The following is a 21,278-nucleotide window of genomic DNA, read 5'->3' as shown; positions in this document are numbered from 1 at the left end:
AGTAGGTTAAGGTTATTTTTTTACCCCAAATCATCAAATAAGTTTCATTTGTCCTCTGTAGAAGTTATTATTTGGGATATACCCTGCTTGTTCATGAGCGCTCTATTTGGCTTCCCCTTGTACTAAAATTTAATTTAATCATCTAATTAGATTTATTTTATTTTTGGCAGTTTTGTCAGTATCTACATTTTTAGTCGTTCTTAATTTTTAAATTGCCTTTTTTGCTCTTGCAAATTGTAGTTTTTCTGGCATTTTCTCTGGTTGTCACACTTCTTGCAGTGAATGTATTGGTGGTAACCGCCCTCTGCATAAGCGAGCTTTCAAGTGCGTATAAAATTATTATTGATCTCCTGGAGCACTACCTTAATTAGCCAATTTATTTTGCTTTAACGCACAAGTTGGTTTAAGTGAAAGCTGGTTGATTTGGCTCGGAAGAAAATAAGAGATAACTAAAACAGGGTATTTCTCCTATGAATGAAAAAAAGAAGCGCTGGCTTACAGCCTTTGGCGCTCCCTCTCTGCTGGCAGCTTCGATTGCTGCACTAAGCAGTCCCACTTTTGCTGAAGATGCACTCCTTGAGGAAGTGATAACAATCGGTACCCGTGTTGAAGGGCGTTCCGCTACAGATTCCTCCGCTCCCATCGATATCGTGACCGGAGAAGAATTTGTAAACCAGGGTGATGGAGATCTCAGTAACCTGCTTAGAAACGTTGTTCCATCCTACAACGTTAATGCAAAGCCAATTTCTGATGCTGCCTCAATCGTTCGCCCTGCAAACCTGCGTGGACTGCCACCCGATAGCACACTGGTTCTGGTGAATGGCAAGCGTCGCCATCGCGCTGCCGTCATTTCCTTCCTCGGAAGTGGTGTTTCAGATGGTGCCCAGGGGCCAGATATCTCCGCAATTCCGGCGATTGCTCTGAAACAGGTTGAAGTCCTCCGTGACGGTGCCGCGGCCCAATATGGCTCCGATGCGATTGCCGGCGTTATCAACTTTCAGTTAAAGGATGCAGCGGAGGGCGGCACGGTTGAAGCCAAGTATGCAACTACCGCTGAAGGCGATGGTGATCAGAGTACGATAGCGGCGAATTTCGGTCTGCCTCTGACGGATTCTGGTTTTGTGAATGTCAGCCTCGAGTACCGTGAGCAGGACTCTACCAGCCGCAGTGTGCAGCGAGACGATGCAGCCCAGTTGATCGCAGATGGCAATACCTATGTTGCCAATCCTGCGCAGATCTGGGGCCAGCCAGAAGTTAATGACGACACCAAGTTCTTTGTTAACAGTGCCATAGAGATAAATGATACTGCTGAGCTGTATGCCTTTGGTAACTATGCCAGCCGCGAAACAGATGGGGGCTTTTACTTCCGGAACCCGGAAACTCGTCCCGGCGTTTATGCGCTTGATGATGAGCCCTTAATTGGTGATCTGGATGCTAGCAATGGTATCTATGATTGTATTGGCATGACCCATGAGGAAGCACAGTCTAGTGATGAGTGCTTCTCATACACCGAAATGTTCCCAGGCGGATTTACTCCGCGCTTTGGCGGTGAGCTAGAGGACTACTCAGCAGTATTTGGTGTTCGTGGTGAGTTGGCAAATGGCATTGGCTACGACGTAAGTGCCAGTACCGGTCACAACGAAGTAGATTTTTTAATCTACAACACCGTCAACGCCACGCTCGGACCTGACAGCCCGACCAGATTTAGCCCTGGTGGTTATATACAGGAAGAAAACAACTTCAATATCGATTTGACTAAGAGCATTGAACTTGCCGGAATGCCTCTGTTCATGGCCACGGGCTTTGAATGGCGTGAAGAAGAGTTTGAGGTCAAACAGGGTGATACTGCCTCCTGGCAAGTTGGTGATCTGGCAGAGCAGGGTTTCCTGATTGGTTCGAATGGGTTCTCTGGTTTTGGTCCTGAGGTTGTAGGCACATTTGACCGGGATAATATTGCACTTTACACCGACTTCGAACTCGAAGTCGTCGAAGCTCTTCGATTAGGTGCGGCACTGCGTTGGGAAGATTTCTCTGATTTCGGAGATACTTCCAATTTCAAATTGTCAGCCCACTATACAATCAACGATGTGATTGCCCTGCGCTCTACACTGAGCACCGGTTTCCGTGCTCCAACACCAGGTCAGTCCAACATTACCAATGTCACTACGGCTTATACCAATGGCGCATTGGCTAACCGGGGAACTATTCCGGCAACCAACCCCATTGCTGTATTGAAAGGCGGTAAGCAGCTGCAGCCAGAGGAGTCTCAGAGCTTTACTTTCGGTACAATTATTGCCGCAGGTGATTGGGATATTACCCTGGATTACTTCCTCATCGAGGTTACAGATCGAATCACTCAATCTGCTAACCAGGAACTGACTGATGAAGAGCGAGATCAGTTGGTTCAGGATGGCATCAGTGGTGCTGATTCCCTTGAATATTTCCGTTTCTACACCAATGACTTCGATACCCAAACCCAGGGTGTTGACCTGGTGGCGACTTACCCACTCGGTGATGCGACAGATTTCAACCTGGCTTTCAACTGGACGGAAACGGAAGTTACCGATTTCAGTACGGATACCATGGATGAAATGCGTATCAGGCAGCTGGAGGATGGCTTACCAGAGGTGCGCGGTAATGCATCTGTCACCCATAGTGGTGACAGCTGGCGCGGCTTAGTGCGACTCAACTACTACGGTAGCTACTGGGAAGCACATTTGGACGATTACAGCTTGCCCATTGATGCCGGTGATGAATGGACTGTGGATATTGAGGCTGCTTATGACTTCAATGATTCCATGACCTTGATTGCCGGTGCGGAAAACGTATTCAACAACTACCCGGATAAAAACCCCTGGTCCGGTGTTGCTGGAGCGGAATATCCGGAAACGGCACCTATGGGATTCAATGGAGCTCTGTACTACGTAAGAGCGCAGTATGAGTTCTAAGTAATCCCAGCTGTAGCTGGCATTTTGTAGCTGGCTAACCTGGTGTTTCTTAATACCGGGTTAGCCGACTGCAGAATTATGTGACGATTAGATCCCGCTGTAAGTAGCGGGATTTTTACATATCCCACAGTGAATTTGTGGCCATAGATAAGGTAATTCTTTCCTTATCTTGTATTTGCTTTAGGTCTTCAAACACCTCTTTCACCTCCATCGACTCAATTGCACCATACACCGCTTGATAGAGTTCTGAGAAATAGCGATCTACCTCTCGTCCCATATTATTAATTTCACGAATTGTCGGTGGATCACTCAGGTTGAGGCGGCGAATAAAGTCATTGGCACTTTCTTCATGGGTGTATTGCAGCCATGTCTTCATCACCTTATTTTGCGCTACATCATTATAGTTCTGCAGGTTTTTCGCCATTCTCTGCTCATGCTCAAGCATGTGTTTTAATAGCAATTGGGTTCGGTAGTCCTCTGATTTATCCAGTAAGGTCTCGTAAACAGCTGCCATTTCCAGGTGAAATCTCTCAGCATCCTTGATGACTTCAAATGCTTGTTTGAAAGTCTTCATAGTAAGTACCCTCTGATGACCAGGCTATTGCCTGGGCTTTAAAATATTTTTACATCAGCACTCGCTCTCTACTTTATATAGCATTTATCCAGTTAATAAGGATCTGTGGAAATATTCCGAAAAAAACCAGTACGGCAGCGAGAGTTGCAATTAAAAATTGCCCTGAAGTGGTAATTTGTAACGTTTCGCTGTTACTGCTAGTGTCAATGGCATCTCTTTGTACCATCGTAAGTAGAAGACGAAGGTAATAGAAGAGGCCCAATGCACTACCAATAACCACCCCAGCGAGAAGAGCCCACATTTTTCCTTCAACACCTGCGGTAAAGACGTAAAACTTCCCAATAAATCCAATAGTTAAGGGAATTCCAGCCAGAGATAACAGCATTAGAGCAAGACAGCTCGCCAGCCATGGACTACGCCAGAGTAATCCCCGGTAAAAGTCCCTGTGATAAGGATCATCTGCACTGTTGGTCACGTCACTGACATTTGTTCCATGGGTTAGTTGGGCGGCCTCCACTGAATCAGCTATCAGGCCAACGATTGCAAAGGCTCCGAGTGTAGTAATGACATAGGCGACCATATAATAAATAACCGCCTCTGTACCAAACGCACTATTGCCGATGATAAACGCCACAATTAAGTAGCCGATATGGCCGATTGAGGAGTAGGCCAGCAGCCTTTTGATATTGTTTTGCATCAGGGCCAATAAATTTCCTATTAGCATGCTGGCTATGGCAGCGATTGTCAGTAAGTCAATAAGAATAGGGCTCTGGTAGAGATTTAAGGTATTAAAGAATCGCAACAGAAAGGCAATTACGGCTGTTTTTCCCACTGTGGCAATCAACGCCGTCGTAGGCGTAGGTGCGCCCTGGAATACATCGGGTGTCCAGATATGAAATGGAACCAGTGATAACTTGAAAGCAACAGAAATGATCAGCAGAGTGGAGCCGGTTGCAAAAAGAGCAGAAGTCTGTGAAAGATCCTGTATACGTGTAGCGATACTGCCAAAGTCCAGTGCCCCAGACGCCGCATAAATTAATGCGATACCGAATAGCCCGAGAGCGGTAGAAAGTGCTGAAAGGATTAAGTATTTAAAGGCAGATTCCAGGGAATTTACTTGATCTTTGCTTGAGGATAAATTGCCAGTAACCGCAAATCCCAACAGTGGATAAAGTGCGAGGCTAATTAATTCTATACCGAGGAAAAAGGTGGCAAAGTGGCTGGCAAATACCAGGGTGCTTGCTCCCAAAATGGCAAGTAAAAGTAGTATATAAAACTCTTCTGGATAGCTATCCGGGTTTCTATTCAGGTCACACCGAAGTTTTAAGTAGTTGTATCCCATAACGCTGACGGCTATGGCGGTAACTAATATCAGCAGACAGAAGAACAATGAGTTGTAGTCAATCGAGAGTAGGGCAGTCACTTGAATGGACCCGTTATTGCCCGATAGGGTGGCTCCAACCCAGAAACAGGCAATGATAGCGGCTACCAAAGTGATAAGAGTTGTAACCAGAGCGCCCGCATGATTTCTCCAGAAGGATACTTGGAGCAGCAAAATTACAATACCGGCACTAATCAGTAAAAGCGGTAGGATAGAAAATAGTTCTTGGGCACTCATAGAGATGTACCTGTATTAGCGCTTTTAGCAGTAGGAGAGGATAAGCTTGCTGAAGTTTCCGGCCCTGTCTTTTCTATGACGACTTCTTCATTTTCAGGGGCCTGAAATTTTTGCATTGATTTAGCAATCGTAGGCTCGGCGATATCAAAGATAGGCTGGGGGCGGAGCCCGAAGATCACGAGAAGCACCGCCAGTGAAAGAAGCGCAGAGATCTCCCTGAGGCTTAGATCACTGACAGTTTTCCCCTCTGTAGCGGGTTTCAATTTGTCATTAAACTTGCCAAAGAAGACACGCTGCATCATCAATAGTGCATAGAGTGCTGCTCCAATAAGCCCAATTGCTGCAATAACCGTTAACCAGTGATTAGCTTTAAAGCTACCAACAAGCACCAGGAATTCGGCAACAAAATTACCCAGCCCAGGCAGTCCCAGCGAGGCAATGGCAAAGAAGAGTGCAACGGCGGATAGCTTTGGCAGAAGAGGCCAGACACCGCCGAGCTGGCTCATATCCCGAGTATGGAGACGATGCTGTAGTGCGCCTACTAATGCGAAGAGAGCAGCGGTACTCAATCCGTGGGCGATCATTTGCATCACTGCGCCCTGCAGGGCGATAGTATTCAGCGCGTAGAGCCCCAATAGAACAAATCCCATATGGCTCACACTGGAATAGGCCACAAGTCTTTTCATATCCTTCTGAGCGAATGCCAGCGATGCGCCGTAGACCACACTGATGGCTCCAATGGTCATTGCAACCGGTGCAAAAGCTTGTGAACTCTCCGGGAATAAGGGCAGTGTAAAACGTAATAAACCATAGGCTCCTGTTTTCAATAGAATCGCTGCCAGCAGAATACTGCCGGCAGTAGGGGCCTGGGTATGAGCGTCAGGTAACCAGGTATGGAAGGGCAGCGCTGGCAACTTGACGATAAAGGCAATAAAAAATCCGAGCATTAACCAATAAGCTGCTGTTGCAGACAGTTGAGCACCCAACAAATCCATATAGTTAAAGGTCAGTTGTCCGCTATTCCGATAGTGGATAAATGCCAAGGCAACGATGGCAATCAGCATTAACAAGCTGCTTGCCTGGGTGAAAATAAAGAACTTTATCGCAGCGTAGACTCTGCCCTCATAGCCCCAAACTGCAATCAACAGCAGCATGGGAATCAGCATGACTTCCCAGAAGAAAAAGAATAAAAACAGGTCGATAGCGGTAAACACACCGACAATACCGGCCAGTGTCCACAGGTAGTTAAAATAAAAGAAGCCGCGCCGGAAGGTGACATCATTCCAGGTCATTACTAACCCAAAGATTCCCATCCCCATTGTCAGTAGCAGCATAAGAAAGCTGAGTCCATCAATCGCCAGATGGAAGCTGATCCCAAACCTGGGTATCCACGATATCAAAAGGCTATCCCACCACTGACTGTCACCTGTAACAGCTGTGGACTCTGCCTGGGGGAAATAGCTGATCAAGAGCAGGGATGCGATTATCAGGGAAACCAGGCTGATTAAGCGTCCACCCTCATAGAGATGTCTCTCTGCCAGCCAGGCTAATATTCCCCCAACAAATAAAATTATAATTATTGCCAGTAATGTCATAGAGCCACCAACAGGGCTAGGAATAAAATTGATCCGGCTACAAAGGTGGCCAGGTACCAACGTATTTGGCCATTTTGTGAAGAGCTGAGGGCGTTATTTAGATGTGCACTCAGCGAAGCGGTACCCTTGTAGATGCTGTCGATAATATCTTTGTGGTTAAGGGCGGTGATAAATTTAAAAGGTCTTACAAAGACCCGGTCATAGACCCAGTCAAAACCCCATCCCTTAAACCAAAACTGCATTAGTGGAGAGCGCTGCTCCCCAACCTTCTTCTCGAACAGGAACATTTTCCAGGCGATAAATAGGCCGATCAGCGGCATGGCAATGGCAATGGCTTCAATGACCCAGGAGTGGTGTTCGTCGGTTGGGGTGCCAAAGACTCCCTGGAGAGGTGGAGCGAGAATTCCACCAAATAGGGCAAGTACAGCGAGGAGGCCCAAGGGAAGCATCATCACCGTGTTATTGGCGTCTTTACAGTGTGAGGAGGCGCTGCCCTCACTGCCCAGAAATGCAAGAAACAGAACCCGGAAGCTATAAATCCCTGTGACCAGCGCTCCCAATAGACCGGCAAGCCAAAGCAGGTTTACTCCTTGATGATATTCATAAGCACTGAGCAAAATATGATCTTTGCTGTAGAAACCGGATGTAAATGGGAGTGCTGCCAGGCAGGCGCAACCGATGGTAAAGCAGATAAAGGTAAAGGGGATTTTGCGATAGAGGCCGCCCATGGCAAAGATATTCTGCTCGTGATGTACGCTCAGGATTACTGACCCTGCGGAGAGAAAGAGCAGAGCCTTGAAGAAGGCGTGGGTCATCAAATGGAAGATGGCTCCTGACCAGGCACCGACACCCAGGGCCAGGAACATATATCCAATCTGGGAGATGGTTGAATAGGCCAGGACCCGTTTGATATCACTTTGTGCGATAGCACTGAATCCGGAGATTAATAGAGTCAGAGCGCCGACAATGGCTACAGCTGTCATGGCGGTTCCAGACAGCTGATAAAGCGGGTGCATGCGGGCGATCAAGTAGACCCCGGCCGTCACCATGGTGGCAGCGTGGATAAGGGCGCTGACGGGAGTGGGGCCTGCCATCGCATCGGGGAGCCAGGTCTGGAGTGGAATCTGTGCTGACTTACCCACAGCGCCACCCAGTAACAGCAGCATAGCGATAGTGACAATTTGACTGTTGACCCCGGGATTCCCTGCCGCTGTGATGAGCTCCGGTATATTTAGTGTTGAGAACTCAAAGAACAACAGGAACAAGCCGATCGCCATGGCGGTATCGCCGACGCGGGTGACGATAAATGCCTTTTGTGCTGCCGCGCCGTTTGCAGGGTCCTTATACCAAAAGCCAATGAGTAAGTAGGAACAAAGACCAACACCTTCCCATCCCAGATAGAGAAGTACCAGGTTGTCCGCCATTACGAGAATTAACATGGCAGAGACAAATAGATTCAGGTAGGAAAAGTAGCGGCGGAAATCCGGATCTTCACGCATATATCCGGCTGAGTATAAGTGGATAAGGAAGCCCACTCCGGTAATGATCATCAGCATTACCAGGGTTAGCCAGTCCACATGAAAGGTGAAGCCTAGCTGGAGGTCTGATACCCGCATCCACTGCCAAACTGACAGTGTAACGACCGATTCCGGGTTGCCCAGAAAGGTGGAGAGTGCGAGATTAAAAACCAGAATCGCTGCGATTCCCACACTGCCCACACCAATCAGGCTCACTAACTTTTGTGAGGGTTCCTTTTGTGTAAACAGTGGAATACTGATGAGGGTCAGGAAACCAAGAAAGGGAAGTAATGCTATCCAGGCTAGTGATCCGTTCATATTAACCCCTCAATCCATTGAGCTGGTCAATATCGACCGTGTGTTTGCGATAATAGAATTGCAAGACCAGTGCCAGTGCAATGGCTACTTCGGCAGCGGCCAGGGTGACAACAAAAACAAACATCACCTGTCCATCAGCATTGCCCCAGTGTGCACCGGCGACAACAAACATTAATGCTGCGGCATTGGTGCAGATTTCAATACACATCAGCATGAAAATAATATTTCTTCGGATGAGTAATCCGGCTAATCCCAAGCAAAACAGAATGGAGGCCAACAGCACGCCAGCCTCCAAACCAGGTGCAGATTCGATAGGCATAGCTTCACTCCGGTTTGACTGTTCTTCTGTGTCGGGCGAGGTGAAAAGCTCCAACAAGCCCTGCTAAAAGCAGCATTGAAGCGAGTTCGACAGCGAGAACGTAATGGCTAAAAAGTGCGATACCGACCTGTTTGGGCCCGATATAGTGATAGGTTTGCTCTGAAGGAATTTGCCCACTACTAACCAGCAGAAGTAACTGGATTAACAAAATGGCTGATAGAAGGGCTGGGCCAATCCAGGTGTGGGGTTGTAACCAGGCTTGCTCCTGTGCAACTGAAGCGTCTCCCTGATTGAGCATCATGATGACAAAAATAATCAATACCATGATGGCGCCGGCATAAATAATAACTTCCAAAGCTGCTGCCAGGGGAGCGCCAAACTGGTAGAAAATAACGGCAACCGATAAAAGTGAAGTGACAAGATATAGTAGCGCGTGGACCGCGTTCTTGTGAAAGATAACCATGGCGGTTGAGACAATGGCAACCGCAGCGGTTAAGTAGAAAATGTAATTCACTGGGAAAACCTCTTTTTAGTTATTAGCCTTATTGAAATCAGAGATTTAGGCTTTTTACATTAATGGGCTCGGCCTCATTTTGAGCTTCGCCCTTGTCCTTTCCTGAGATGGCCTTTCCTGCAATTTGATAAAAGCTGTAGTCGTGATACTTACCGGGGCCACTGATTAGAAGATCTTCCTTTTCGTACACCATGTTTTGCCGATCGTACTCGCACATCTCAAAGTCAGGCGTTAGCTGAATGGCATAGGTTGGGCAGGCATCTTCACAAAGCCCACACATAATGCAGCGGGAAAAATTGATACGAAAATATTCGGGGCGCCAGCGGCCGTCTGGATCTTCTGTTTTTTGCAGTGAAATACAATCAGGAGGGCAGGCAACGGCGCAGAGATTACAGGCAACGCAGCGCTCGTCACCGTTGGGATCTCGGGTGAGCACGATCCTGCCACGATATCTGGGTGCCAGGTAGGGCTTTTGGTCGGGGTATTGTACGGTAACGTTCTTCCGGAACAGGTGTTTAAATACCAACCACATGCTGCGAATTTGGCTTGAAATCATTTCTTTGGCCTCGCACGCTTATTTTAATTTTCTAGGCAGTCCACAAAAGTACCGCTGCGGTAGCCAGTAGATTGATAAGGGCCAGAGGTAGCATGACCTTCCAGCCGAATTTCATTAATTGGTCGTAGCGGGGGCGTGGAATCGCCGCCCTTAAAAGAATAAAAACACCAACCAGAATGGCAGTCTTCAGGCAAAACCAGATAAATGGGGGCAGTAGGGGGCCGTGCCATCCACCGAGAAACAGGGTGGTGATTAGCGCTGAAATTAGAATCACTGCCAGGTATTCACCCACAAAGAACATGCCGAACTTCATACCGGAGTATTCGGTATGGAATCCCGCTGTCAGTTCGTGCTCAGCTTCCGGAAGATCAAATGGAGTTCTGCGGCTCTCGGCAATACCGGCAATAAAGAAAACAATAAAACCCAGGAATTGAGGGATGATAAACCAACCATCTGCCTGGGCATTAACAATCTCGCGCAGATTGAAACTGCCTGAGAGCATAACAACGCCCATCAGGCTCAAACCCATAAATACTTCATAGGACACGGTTTGAGCGGCAGCCCTTAGCCCACCGAGCAGAGCATATTTATTATTTGATGCATATCCCCCAAGAATTACGCTATAGACCGCAATAGAACTCATAGCCAGCACAAACAGTAAACCGATATTCAGGTCGGTGACCCCAATATTGGGCGATATGGGCACTACGGCAAAGGCAATCAACATGGTTGCCATAACTACAGTGGGTGCCAGTACAAATACGGGAATATCTGCAAATTTCGGAGTGAAGTCTTCCTTGAAGAACAGCTTGATCATATCTGCAATAACTTGCAGGGTGCCAAATTTCCCTACTCGGTTAGGGCCTGGACGATCTTGCCAAAAGCCCAATAGGCGGCGTTCGCCCCAAGTTAAAATGGCTGCTAGCAGCACGGTAACTATCAATACGCCGAAAATATTGAGCAATATGATCCAGATATTTGTGCTCATAATTAGTCCTCTTGCCCGATTGCGGAGCTTTCTTCCACTGGCAACAGATTGGCACCACCCGGTAATACGGGGGCAAGAGTTTCAAGCCCTGGAAGACCATAGGGCACACCCAGGCTGCCCGAAGGTTGGCTATCGGAGATAACCACACTGCCCCGGAAAACACCGCTATTGGTGTCTAATGCCACTGTGTCTCCCTGGTTGAGGTTGGCACTTTCGGCATCACCGCGATTTAAAGTAAAGAATGGCTTATCGATCACTGTAGCGATGGCCATTGCACGGTTGCTGAGCTCTTCCGAACCAAACATTCGGTAAATCGGCAGTGTCGTTAGACTGTGGTTATCGCTATCTGTATCGCCATCGAAGGCTGTGGACAAGGACCACTCTGATAGTGCTTGCTCTCGCCGCTGGATATATTTGCCCGAGGCACCACCACGACGTTCGCCACCTACTTCTTGCTGAAACTTGAAAATCGATTGATTGGAGTTCCATCCGGGAGACCAGATATTGGCTTGCAGCGGTGATCGGTTTGGATTGTGTACACCTTCCATGCTAAAGCTCATAGGAGCATCGGGGTCTTGGTGTGGGGGCTCCTCTGAGACATGTTCCTCTGCGTGAATAGCCGTGCGCCCGCTGTAGCGAGCGGTCTGTCGAGCAACCTTCAGCCCTTCAATCCGGAAATTTTCATCCGGCCCTAAATCTTTGATGACCTTGAGTGAAGCAACACTTTCTGCCAGGGAATCGGTGATATCCGGGCAATGATTCCAATTGATAATAGTGTCGATACTCTCGGAGTGTTCTGTGCAAAAACCAGCGGCATCTACCAGCCAGCGCCAGCTCTCCTGGATATACCCAGTGCCTTCATAGACCGCATAAAATCGCTGTGCCAAACCAGTATTGTTAACAAATGTCCCTTGGGATTCGGCCGTTGCGGATACAGGAAAGATTAAGTCGGCATGTTTGGCGGTTTCATTGAGCAGGGTGTCCAGCAGAATAATATGGTCGACGCTGGCAAACAGACTGTTTAACTCTTCACTTGCGATTCTTAAGGAGAGGTCATTCTCCAGAATCACTAGGGTTTTATCGATATTGGTTTTGTCATTCTTGAGTTCAGTGATCAGATGCTCAAGGGAACCGGTTTCGGGCTCAAACAGTTGAATAACTCCCAAGCTATTAGCCTCTTCACAACACAAGTATAGAGAAGTAGGTTTGCCATTTTTTTCTGCCAGTGCACTGGCGATTTTGGCTGCGCTGTGGGTAAGGTGGATATTTTTGCTGCTGGTTCCAGAGATGATCACTGGGTTCTTAGCCGCAGTTAATATTGCTGAGATTCTTTCAGCTTCCTCCAGATTCTCTGCACTCAGTGAAGTTTTGTTGCTTTTAACCTTCAGAATATTATTGGCAATTGCCTGGCCGATTTGGGCGGCCTGTTCCGGCAGGGTATAGATCGCTTTACAGGTAATATCTGAGATCTGATTGAGTTCGGTGCCGATAAAAATAATTGGGCTGGGTTCACCCTCTAATTGTCGAACAGAAGCATCCTGCCACAAGGGTATTCTTAATGATTCAGCCTGTTCTTTTTGGCGGCTCCGTGCTGCTTGGCGAACTGCCAGGGCAACCCTGGGGGCTGTGTTGTAGATATCTTCCCCGAGTATCAATATAACATCTGAATTTTCTATCTCAGGGATAGTCGGGCTGTGGATATTGGCATCGCTCTGAATTCTGTCTACAAGGTGTAGTAGCTGCATATCCCGCTGGTTGAGGCCAGAGAAGAAGTTATCCCATCCTACAAACTTTAATAGGGCGAAGTTATTTTCCAGCGATGCCCTGGGTGAGCCAATGCCGATTAAGCGGTGCTCACCTCTCTGAGCTGATGCGAGTTTTTCTGAAAGTGAGAACACCGCGTCCTTGGGAGAAACCTCTTTGTGCAGACGTTCATCAGTTTCTGCTGTAGAGCTGATCACGGCATCTTTGCGCGCAGAAAGTACCTGGGTTATCCGGCTCTTACTGTTGACATATTCGTATCCAAAGCGCCCCCGATCACAGAGAAAATAGCCGTTGATATCGTGGTGATATAAGTTGACCACACGACGCAACATCGGGTCTTGGTTGTTGCCGGATTCCCTCGCTCCAGGCGCGGTGTTGCAACCCACGGCACAGTGTTCACAGACTGAGGCGGCTGTTTGCAAATCCCATTTTCGGACAAAGTGCTGGCTGAAAGTCTTATCGGTAAATACTCCGGTGGGGCACACTTCGACAAGGTTCCCACTAAAACCATTTTCCAGCATGCCCTCGGTATTGCGGCCAAAAAAGACTTGGTGATTGCGACCCAGTGCTTGTAAATCCTCGCCACCGGCATAGTCGTGATAGAACCTGACACACCGGTAGCAGGTAATACAGCGATTCATTTCGTGATTGATAAAGGGGCCGAGATACTGGTTTCGGTGGGTGCGCTTGGTACCCTGATAGCGGCGCATGGTATGACCGGACATTTCAGTCATATCCTGTAAGTGGCACTCGCCGCCCTCCTCACAAACCGGGCAATCGTGAGGGTGGTTGGTCATCAAGTCTTCTATCACAGAACCGCGAAAATCTTTCGCAGCTTCCGAACTGACACTGTAAATACCGCCGTCTTTTATCGGGGTCATACAGCTCATAATCAACCGGCCTCGTTGATCTTCGCTGTCCTTATGCTCGATAACCGCACATTGGCGGCAGGCGCCAACAGAACCCATGGCGGGGTGCCAGCAAAAATAGGGGACATTCAAACCCAGGGACAGGCAGGCAGTGAGCAGGTTTTGATCTCCATCAACCTGGTATTTATTACCGTCTATTGTGATGGTTGGCATTTGAAATCCATTTTCTTTTTATTAATGCTTTCAGGGGCAGGGTTGTTGTACTAATTTAGTCGCGATAATTTATTTATAGGGGCAACAACCGCCTTCAATATGGTCGATAAAATCCTGCTCAAAGAGTTTTAACGCGCTTTGTATAGGCTCTGCAGCGCCGGGAGCCAGGGCGCAAAAGGTATTGCCGGGGCCAATACGCTCGCACTGTTCCCTGAGGAGTTCCAAGTCTTCTTTAGTCCCCTGGCCAGACTCTATTCTCTCCAGAATTTTGACGGCCCAGGGCAAGCCGTCCCGGCAGGGGGTGCACCAGCCACATGATTCCCGCGCGAAGAACTGGGTCAGGTTCAGTACCAGGCCTACAGGGCAGGTTTTATCGTCGAGCACGGTAATCGTGCCGGTCCCCATACGGCTGCCGGCCTTGCCGATAACGTCGTAATCCATGGGAAGATCGAGGTGGTCCGGGCCGAGGAAGTCGGTCGATCCTCCACCGGGAAGAATGCCCTTCAGTTGCAGGCCATCTTTCATGCCACCGGCATGTTGTTCAATAATTTCGCGAATGGGCGTCCCCATTGGGAGTTCCCAAGCCCCTGGATTATTAACCTTGCCGCTAACACCAAATATTTTGCTTCCCGCATCGTCACCCCGGCTAAGGTTTTTGTACCACTCCACGCCGTGGCTAATTAAATGGGGAAGGTTGCACAAGGTCTCTACATTGTTAACGACGGTGGGTTTGCCCCAAAGCCCGCTGACCTGTGGAAAGGGGGGCTTGGCACGGGGAATGGCCCGCTTGCCTTCAAGGGCGTTTAGCAGTGCGGTTTCTTCACCACAGATATAGTTACCGGCGCTGCGGTGCAGACAGATCTCCAGATTAAAGCCACTGTCGAAAATATTTTCTCCAATCATGCCCTGCTGCTTGGCTTCATCGATTGCCTGTTCGAGCCGGTTTGCAGCCAGGTGGTATTCACCACGAATAAAAATATAGGCGTGAGAGGCGCCAATGGCATAGGCGGCTATAGCCATTCCCTCAAGAAGGAGGTGGGGGTCTCGCTCCATTAGCAATCGGTCTTTGAAGGCGCCGGGTTCCATTTCATCGGCGTTACAGACAACGTACTTCTGCTTGGGCGAATCCTCACCCCTAGGTACAAAACTCCACTTCAGTCCAGTGTTAAACCCTGCTCCACCGCGTCCGCGCAGGCCGGCATCTTTTACTTCGTTAATAATGTCGTCCGGTACCATGGTGATGGCTTTGCGCCAGCCCTGGTAGCCGTCGTTTTCCACATATTGCTCTATAGTGGCGGCAATATTTTCACAGGAAATATTTTTAGTCAGCGGATTTGTCAGCATGGTATTTTTTCTTCTTATCGATTAATTCATCAATACCTTTCTCATCCAAATGGCGGTGCATCTCCTCGCCGAGCATAAGGACTGGGGCTTTGTCACAATCTCCCAGGCAGGGCGTTTCCAGTAGGGTGAAAATCCCATCTTCGGAGGTCTCTCCAGGCTGGATATTTAAGCGCTCAGATATTTTTTTCTGCAAATTATCGCAACCCATAATCCAGCAGCTGGAGCTTTTGCACAGGTAGATCACTTCCTTGCCTACTGGTTGGCGGAAAATCAACTGGAAGTAGGTGGCGACACTCTCAAGTTCTGCAACGGGAATATCCAGATAATTGGAAATTGCCTGGAGGCTCTCATCGGAAATCCAGCCGCGATGTTTCTGTACAATCCGCAACGCCTCGAGCCCCACTGAAGTTTTTTCGTGGTAGTGGGTGGCTTCCTGATCAATTTCCTCTTTTTCTTGTACTGTTAAGGTCACCTGGTTGTCTGCTGAGTTGCTATTGCCTTGCTCCATTACTTCAATCAATTCCGGTTCTAGTAAGCTGGACATAGTCGCCCCCGAGATAGAACTTGCGGAGGTTTCGTTGAGGCGCTGCTGCCATCTGTGTGTGCGATGACTGAAACGCTGGGTGTATTTCCGTGCACTTTTCTACTCCGCTGCTGTACGGCCCTGTGCGTGCCGTAGTTTTTTATTGTTATCTGTCCACATCCGCCATGACGAAGTCGATGCTGGCGATAATGGCAATAAGGTCAGCAATCAACAGTCCGTTGGACATCAACGGAATCATTTGCAGGTGTGGGAATGAAGGGGTGCGAATTCGGGTCCTGTATGAGGTGGTCCCCCCATCACTAACGATTTGGTAGCTGTTGATACCTTTAGTGGCCTCAATGGGATAACACACTTCGCCGGCTGGCATTACCGGTCCCCAGCTGTTATTCACAAAGTGCTGAATTAAAGTCTCGATATCCTCCATAGTGCGCCCCTTTCGCGGAGGGGTGGTCAAAGGATGGTCCGACTTATAAGGGCCTGCCGGCATATTTTCCAGGCACTGGCGGATAATCCGCAGGCTCTGCCATATCTCGTCCACCCGGACCCGGCAGCGGTCGAAACAGTCCCCACCATCGTAGCTGGGAATCTCGAACTCGAACTGATCATAGCCGCTGTAAGGGCGCTTTTTACGCAGATCCCAATCCAGGCCCGTGGCACGAAGGCCTGGCCCGGTAACCCCCCACTCAAACGCCTCCGCCGTATCGTAGACACCAATGCCACGGGTGCGGCGTTGCAGGAGTTTGTTTTTAATTACCATGCCGTCGTAATCGGCTAAGCGTGCGGGCATATAGTCAAGAAATTCTCGCACTATCTTGTCCCAACCTTGGGGTAAGTCCTGCGCTACTCCGCCGATACGGAACCATGCCGGGTGCATTCTGCCGCCGGTAATGGCCTCAACTATTCCAAACAGTTTTTCCCTATCGATAAACATATAGAACACGGGAGACATCTGCCCCACGTCCTGCGCAAAGGTGCCAAAAAATACCAGGTGGCTGGATATGCGGAAGAACTCGCACATCATCACCCGTATCATCTGTGCGCGTTCAGGGACCTTAATACCGGCGAGTTGCTCCAGTGCCATCACATAGGGCAGGTTGTTCATGACACCGCCGAGGTAATCGATACGGTCGGTGTAGGGCACATAGGTATGCCAGGCCTGGCGCTCGGCCATCTTCTCTGCACCGCGATGGTGGTAACCGATATCTGGCACTGCATCGATAATCTGTTCACCATCCAGCTGAAGGGCTACACGGAATACCCCGTGCACGCTGGGGTGATTCGGGCCCAGATTGAGGAACATAAACTCTGAGTCTTCATTACTCCTGGCCATGCCCCAGTCTTCCGGCCGGAACAGCAGGGCGTCTTGTTCTTTGCGCTCCTTCTCTTCTGACAGACTAAATGGGTCGACTTCGGTAGCTCGGGCGTGGTGATCCTTGCGCAGTGGATGCCCCTTCCAGGTCAGCGGCATCATGATTCTCTGTAAATGGGGATGACCGGGAAATTCGATACCAAATAGATCCCACACTTCCCGTTCATACCAGTTGGCATTCTCCCAAACGGCAGTAATAGTCGGTGCGCTCAGATCACTCTCGGGAAGAGCCACCTTGATACGGATAAATAAATTGCGGGTAAATGAAAGTAGTTGATATACCAGAGTGAAATCGCTGGAAGGCTGTTTTTCAGTTCCCTCCCCACGGTTGACCCGCAGCCGTTCGTCGATAGCACTCAGGTCATACAGCATTTCAAATGGCTGGGTGATATCCCGCTTGAGAAAGAGTAAAAGAGGGATCAAGGCATGTTTCTCGATCCACAGTGTGGGCATATCATCACAGTGTGGCTGCCACCAGAACGAGTGAAGCTTATATCCGGTGTCGAGGTCCCGAATAAATGCCTCTGCTGCTTTCCTGTAGGGAGTTGCTGTGTGGACAGTTTTCGCAATTACGCCAGTCATTGGCTATTCCGTTGTTTTTTTCTTATTCCATGAAGCCTAAACACTGTCGGGCGCACGTAGCATGTCAGCTTTCATACGTTCCTCCCTATGGAGATCACGCTGACTGGGCTTTGGAACCTTGTGAGTTCCTTGATCATCCACAACCCAGCTGAAGGCTCGTCTCTCCGCAGCCACCGACTTTTGCAGCAAGGTCAATCCCTGCAGTAGAGCCTCTGGGCGTGGTGGACAGCCGGGCACATAAACATCGACCGGGAGAAACTTATCGACTCCCTGAACCACACTGTAGATATCGTACATACCGCCGGAATTTGCGCAGGAACCCATGGAGATGACCCAACGGGGTTCGATCATTTGCTCGTAGAGTCGCTGTACCACTGGTGCCATTTTCAGGAAAACTGTCCCTGAAATTACAATTAAATCCGCTTGTCGCGGGGTTGCACGGATGACCTCAGCGCCAAAGCGGGAGATGTCGTGGCGGCTGGTGAAGGCGGTGGCCATTTCTACATAGCAACAGGACAACCCGAAGTTAAATGGCCATAGGGAATTTGAACGACCCCAGGAAACCAGCTCTTCGAGTTTGGTAAGGAGAATATTTTTTTCTAAATCTTGAGTGCTTATTTCTTCAGAAGGATTACCGCGTTCAGTGGCAATCAGGTCGTCGGCTTTGCTCAGCTTCCAGCGCATTATGAATTCTCATTGTTGTTATTGGGGTTTTTGGCGTTTCTCCAAACTCTTCTGGTATCCGCCCCAGTCAAGTGCACCCAGGCGCCACAGATAAATAAGCCCCACCAGCAGTATCACGATAAATACGGTGGCCTCGATAAACCCGAGCAGGCCAGTTTCATAAAATGCGATGGACCAGCTAAACAGGTAAATCGCCTCCAGGTCGAAGACGATAAACAGGATGGCAACAAGGTAATAGGCGACAGAGAGGCGCAGACGCGCATTGCCCTGGGAAACAATACCCGACTCATAGGGCTCATCGGTAGCCGGATCTCTGCGTTTTTGACCGAGAAAATAGGAAAGGCTGAGCATTAAGGTAATTAGGGCAAATACGGCCAGACAATAAACAATCAATGGCCAAATCTGAGGAGTGAACTGATCCGGGTAATTCAACTTCGCTCTCCCATGTTTCTGCGGGCGAAGCCCGTATCAATCACTGGTCTTGCAGTAAAAGGGCAAATCAAGAATTCTGATTTTGAGGGTGCTCTCACGCAAGAAGAGATAATTTGAAAAACGATTATTGCTTTTCTGAGAAATTTTTTAGTTGTCGGTAATCCTATTCGCTTGTCTGATTTATAAATCGTTGCGGGAGATAGCGCCAGTGGTGCGAAGGAACGTTTAATTCTTATGTGTATACTTTTTATTCGGTAGGGTTATGTAATGTCTTGCGACAGCTGAATAAATGAAAATGTGCGCCAGTTTTCAGAAGATGAAGGAGGGTCCTATTGCTATTAAACTATTCCTCTGATTAAAAGCAGATCGGTATTTTAGGGATACGCTGTACTGGAATTAGAATGTGATGTTATTGATTTGTTTGGCACCTAATAATGCCATCATAGCGTACTCCACTTGCGTTTCTGTATGGGACTTTCCATTTCTCATGAGAGAGGTAGTTTGGCCAAGCAAGTACATTTATCCAATTCTTCTCAGTATTTCTAACAAGGTACACATCGCTTGCGTTACATTGAAGTTTGTACCTACGGAACCCTTCTTCTATTACGGAATAATCCCGCCCCTTAAATTGAACTTCAGAGTCTCCCCAATGGCCATCTGAGCTTTCAAAGCTTACATCGGGGTTGTGGATTTTTATAATGTTAAAGAGGATTGTCATTCCTAAAACCAAAATTAATAAGCAAATTGCTCTTATTGTCATAGTAGTCATTACTTGCGTCTGAGTACCTTTTAGTCTCTTTTTAGGCATGCTTTCGGCGTGGGTCTATAGTGCTTAACTTCTATAAGACTTGTAATATACAAGCAGTTTGTTGATTGGCGACAATGATTTACTGTGTGTTGATTACTTGCGAATTACAAGGTCACCACCACTAAACTGAATTTTCTGTCCTTCGAAGATAACTTCCTCCCAGTTATCAGGGTTCGACGACTCGTTTTCATGTACCACTAAGTAGCAAAAATTTGGATTTTCAGTTTTGGGTAAACTACTTACTAGTGAACCTGCGCTGATACCATACTTTTCGCATAGTTCAAGCTGTCCTATCGCCGACTTTACCTGAATTAAAATGCCAATATGCTCTGCTTTAAGTTCTATCGATTCAAAGTCATTCACCGATTCTAGCTCGATTAAATATCTTTTTAATTCTTCTATGGCTGGGTTCATAGTGATTTACTCATGATGCCTCGCTGAGCCGAGGACATACAGAATTTATTTTGTGATTAGCTCAGCGAAGTATGTATCAATATTGTGCAGGTTCTAGTTATGATTTGTCCCAATCTTTAAATGGAAAATCTAATAAATTGGAGTTGTAATATCTTGGATCTCCAGTAACCTCTTTATCAATCCACTCCGGCAACTCCACACTTTCAGATTCACTTTGCGTCTCGACCTCAGCAACAATCAAGCCGTCATTGTCTCCATGAAAGATATCTATTTCCCAGGTGTGTTTTTCGTGCTCTACTATGAATCTCGTTTTATCTATGATGGGACCATCACATAGCTCCGCAATCATTTCATTTGCGTCTTCAAAGGGTATTGGATACTCAAACTCAGTCCGTGTAATTCCTTTACTTTCACCTTTCAATGTTAGATATGCATGATCTCCGATTATGCGAACTCTGACTACAGCTTTGGACTCCGTACTTATATAGGCTTGTTTGATTCTCTTTCCACCTGTAAAAGAAGCAATAGCCTTTTTATCTACTAAGAACTTCCGCTCAATTTCCTTTGCCATAGTTTCTCAACTCTAAAATATTAACACTTGCTTAATAGGCATATACGAGGTGGTCAAAATCTGACACGCAGCGTAGTAGTCAGCCAGTATATGCCCTTGTTGGAGCACTTATAAGCCGTTCTTGCCGACTTCCTTCAATGCAATTAACGCTTCCCTTGCTTTTTCTGATTGTACAAAAATATGGTCATGGAAGTATGCTGCAATTACATTTGCGCTAATACCCTTAGAAGCCAATTTGTTTGAAACAGCGGCTGTTAATCCAACAGCCTCTAAACTAGAATGTACGGTTAAAGTTATTTGTTTATAAGTATTTTTAAACTGCAACCCCTCACGGCTTGCGATATCTTTTGTTAAGATAAGTGTTAATCCTTCTTTTTCGTTGAAGCTCGCAAGTGGGTTCCATTCAATATATTGAGCTAATGAGCCTGAAACAGTGCAAAATACAAATTCATCTTCAATAAGTTCGGGATTCATTTCGCTCAAAAGACGCTCTAATTCTATAATTCCTGACATTGCTTGAAAATTCCAAATTTTTACTTGTACAGCAAGCGCCAATCAATATGGAGCATGGCTGCAAAATGGTGTTGGTCCAACAAATACTTGTTCTTGCGATCGTGCTTGGCTTTGTATGGTTGTTCTTGCCTGATTCTTATACTGAATTCCTTTTTGTTAGCGGGAAATGAAAGCCCATATTCAATGGTAACCGAAGCCCTTGATTTGTATCATATTGTTTGATA

18 protein-coding genes are annotated in these 21,278 nt (G+C 47.7%); 1 reads left to right on the top strand and 17 read right to left on the bottom strand.

Going from position 1 to position 21,278, the window contains the following annotated elements; genetic code table 11:
- Positions 1–470: 470 nt before the first annotated feature.
- The gene (locus ACJJIR_RS16970) at positions 471–2,948 is read left to right on the top strand and encodes a TonB-dependent receptor plug domain-containing protein (protein ID WP_413664581.1); all 2,478 of its coding nucleotides are present in this window, start codon (positions 471–473) and stop codon (positions 2,946–2,948) included.
- Positions 2,949–3,063: 115 nt separating this feature from the next.
- Here ACJJIR_RS16970 and ACJJIR_RS16965 read toward each other — a convergent pair whose 3' ends face one another.
- The 17 genes from ACJJIR_RS16965 to ACJJIR_RS16885 all read right to left on the bottom strand — a co-directional run bounded on the left by ACJJIR_RS16965 (position 3,064) and on the right by ACJJIR_RS16885 (position 21,054).
- A complete protein-coding gene (locus ACJJIR_RS16965) occupies positions 3,064–3,522 on the bottom strand; it encodes a hypothetical protein (protein WP_282934036.1) in 459 nt (152 codons plus the stop codon).
- Positions 3,523–3,595: 73 nt separating this feature from the next.
- On the bottom strand, positions 3,596–5,140 hold the full coding sequence (locus ACJJIR_RS16960) for an NADH-quinone oxidoreductase subunit N (RefSeq protein ID WP_444906230.1): 1,545 nt from the start codon (positions 5,138–5,140) through the stop codon (positions 3,596–3,598).
- Positions 5,137–6,735: an NADH-quinone oxidoreductase subunit M gene (nuoM, locus tag ACJJIR_RS16955; RefSeq protein ID WP_444906229.1), complete on the bottom strand. Its 1,599-nt coding sequence runs from the start codon at positions 6,733–6,735 to the stop codon at positions 5,137–5,139. The genes ACJJIR_RS16960 and nuoM overlap by 4 nt, the downstream gene beginning before the upstream one ends.
- Positions 6,732–8,570 (bottom strand): NADH-quinone oxidoreductase subunit L, encoded by a 1,839-nt coding sequence (nuoL, locus tag ACJJIR_RS16950; protein ID WP_444906228.1) that lies wholly within the window; start codon positions 8,568–8,570, stop codon positions 6,732–6,734. Before nuoL ends, nuoM begins: the two co-directional genes overlap by 4 nt.
- Position 8,571: 1 nt before the next feature.
- Complete coding sequence (nuoK, locus tag ACJJIR_RS16945) at positions 8,572–8,889, bottom strand: NADH-quinone oxidoreductase subunit NuoK (RefSeq protein ID WP_444892930.1); 318 nt, start codon at positions 8,887–8,889, stop codon at positions 8,572–8,574.
- A 4-nt stretch (positions 8,890–8,893) separates the two neighbouring features.
- Positions 8,894–9,403 (bottom strand): NADH-quinone oxidoreductase subunit J, encoded by a 510-nt coding sequence (gene nuoJ / locus ACJJIR_RS16940; protein ID WP_413664586.1) that lies wholly within the window; start codon positions 9,401–9,403, stop codon positions 8,894–8,896.
- Positions 9,404–9,440: 37 nt separating this feature from the next.
- A complete protein-coding gene (gene nuoI, locus ACJJIR_RS16935; RefSeq protein ID WP_282934031.1) occupies positions 9,441–9,959 on the bottom strand; it encodes an NADH-quinone oxidoreductase subunit NuoI in 519 nt (172 codons plus the stop codon).
- A gap of 31 nt (positions 9,960–9,990) precedes the next feature.
- The gene (gene nuoH, locus ACJJIR_RS16930) at positions 9,991–10,947 is read right to left on the bottom strand and encodes an NADH-quinone oxidoreductase subunit NuoH (RefSeq protein ID WP_282934030.1); all 957 of its coding nucleotides are present in this window, start codon (positions 10,945–10,947) and stop codon (positions 9,991–9,993) included.
- Positions 10,948–10,949: 2 nt separating this feature from the next.
- Positions 10,950–13,793, bottom strand: a complete 2,844-nt coding sequence (gene nuoG / locus ACJJIR_RS16925; protein WP_444906227.1) for an NADH-quinone oxidoreductase subunit NuoG — start codon at positions 13,791–13,793, stop codon at positions 10,950–10,952.
- 69 nt (positions 13,794–13,862) lie between these two features.
- Positions 13,863–15,137 (bottom strand): NADH-quinone oxidoreductase subunit NuoF, encoded by a 1,275-nt coding sequence (gene nuoF, locus ACJJIR_RS16920; RefSeq protein WP_444906226.1) that lies wholly within the window; start codon positions 15,135–15,137, stop codon positions 13,863–13,865.
- Positions 15,115–15,681: an NADH-quinone oxidoreductase subunit NuoE gene (gene nuoE, locus ACJJIR_RS16915; RefSeq protein WP_444906225.1), complete on the bottom strand. Its 567-nt coding sequence runs from the start codon at positions 15,679–15,681 to the stop codon at positions 15,115–15,117. Before nuoE ends, nuoF begins: the two co-directional genes overlap by 23 nt.
- A 145-nt stretch (positions 15,682–15,826) precedes the next feature.
- Complete coding sequence (nuoC, locus tag ACJJIR_RS16910; RefSeq protein ID WP_444906224.1) at positions 15,827–17,632, bottom strand: NADH-quinone oxidoreductase subunit C/D; 1,806 nt, start codon at positions 17,630–17,632, stop codon at positions 15,827–15,829.
- A 36-nt stretch (positions 17,633–17,668) separates the two neighbouring features.
- On the bottom strand, positions 17,669–18,316 hold the full coding sequence (locus tag ACJJIR_RS16905) for an NADH-quinone oxidoreductase subunit B (protein ID WP_413664591.1): 648 nt from the start codon (positions 18,314–18,316) through the stop codon (positions 17,669–17,671).
- Positions 18,317–18,334: 18 nt separating this feature from the next.
- Positions 18,335–18,748 (bottom strand): NADH-quinone oxidoreductase subunit A, encoded by a 414-nt coding sequence (gene ndhC, locus ACJJIR_RS16900; RefSeq protein WP_444906223.1) that lies wholly within the window; start codon positions 18,746–18,748, stop codon positions 18,335–18,337.
- Positions 18,749–19,649: 901 nt separating this feature from the next.
- Positions 19,650–19,970 (bottom strand): cobalamin biosynthesis protein, encoded by a 321-nt coding sequence (locus ACJJIR_RS16895; RefSeq protein ID WP_444906222.1) that lies wholly within the window; start codon positions 19,968–19,970, stop codon positions 19,650–19,652.
- Between the two features lie 97 nt (positions 19,971–20,067).
- Positions 20,068–20,541 (bottom strand): CYTH domain-containing protein, encoded by a 474-nt coding sequence (locus ACJJIR_RS16890; protein ID WP_444906221.1) that lies wholly within the window; start codon positions 20,539–20,541, stop codon positions 20,068–20,070.
- Positions 20,542–20,649: 108 nt separating this feature from the next.
- On the bottom strand, positions 20,650–21,054 hold the full coding sequence (locus ACJJIR_RS16885; protein ID WP_444906220.1) for an ACT domain-containing protein: 405 nt from the start codon (positions 21,052–21,054) through the stop codon (positions 20,650–20,652).
- Between the last annotated feature and the right edge of the window lie 224 nt (positions 21,055–21,278).

The sequence above is a fragment of the Microbulbifer maximicatervae (SeqCode) genome, from assembly GCF_052467385.1.
The sequence above is the reverse complement of the archived record's forward strand: the minus strand, read 5'-3'. Positions and strand labels throughout refer to the sequence as shown.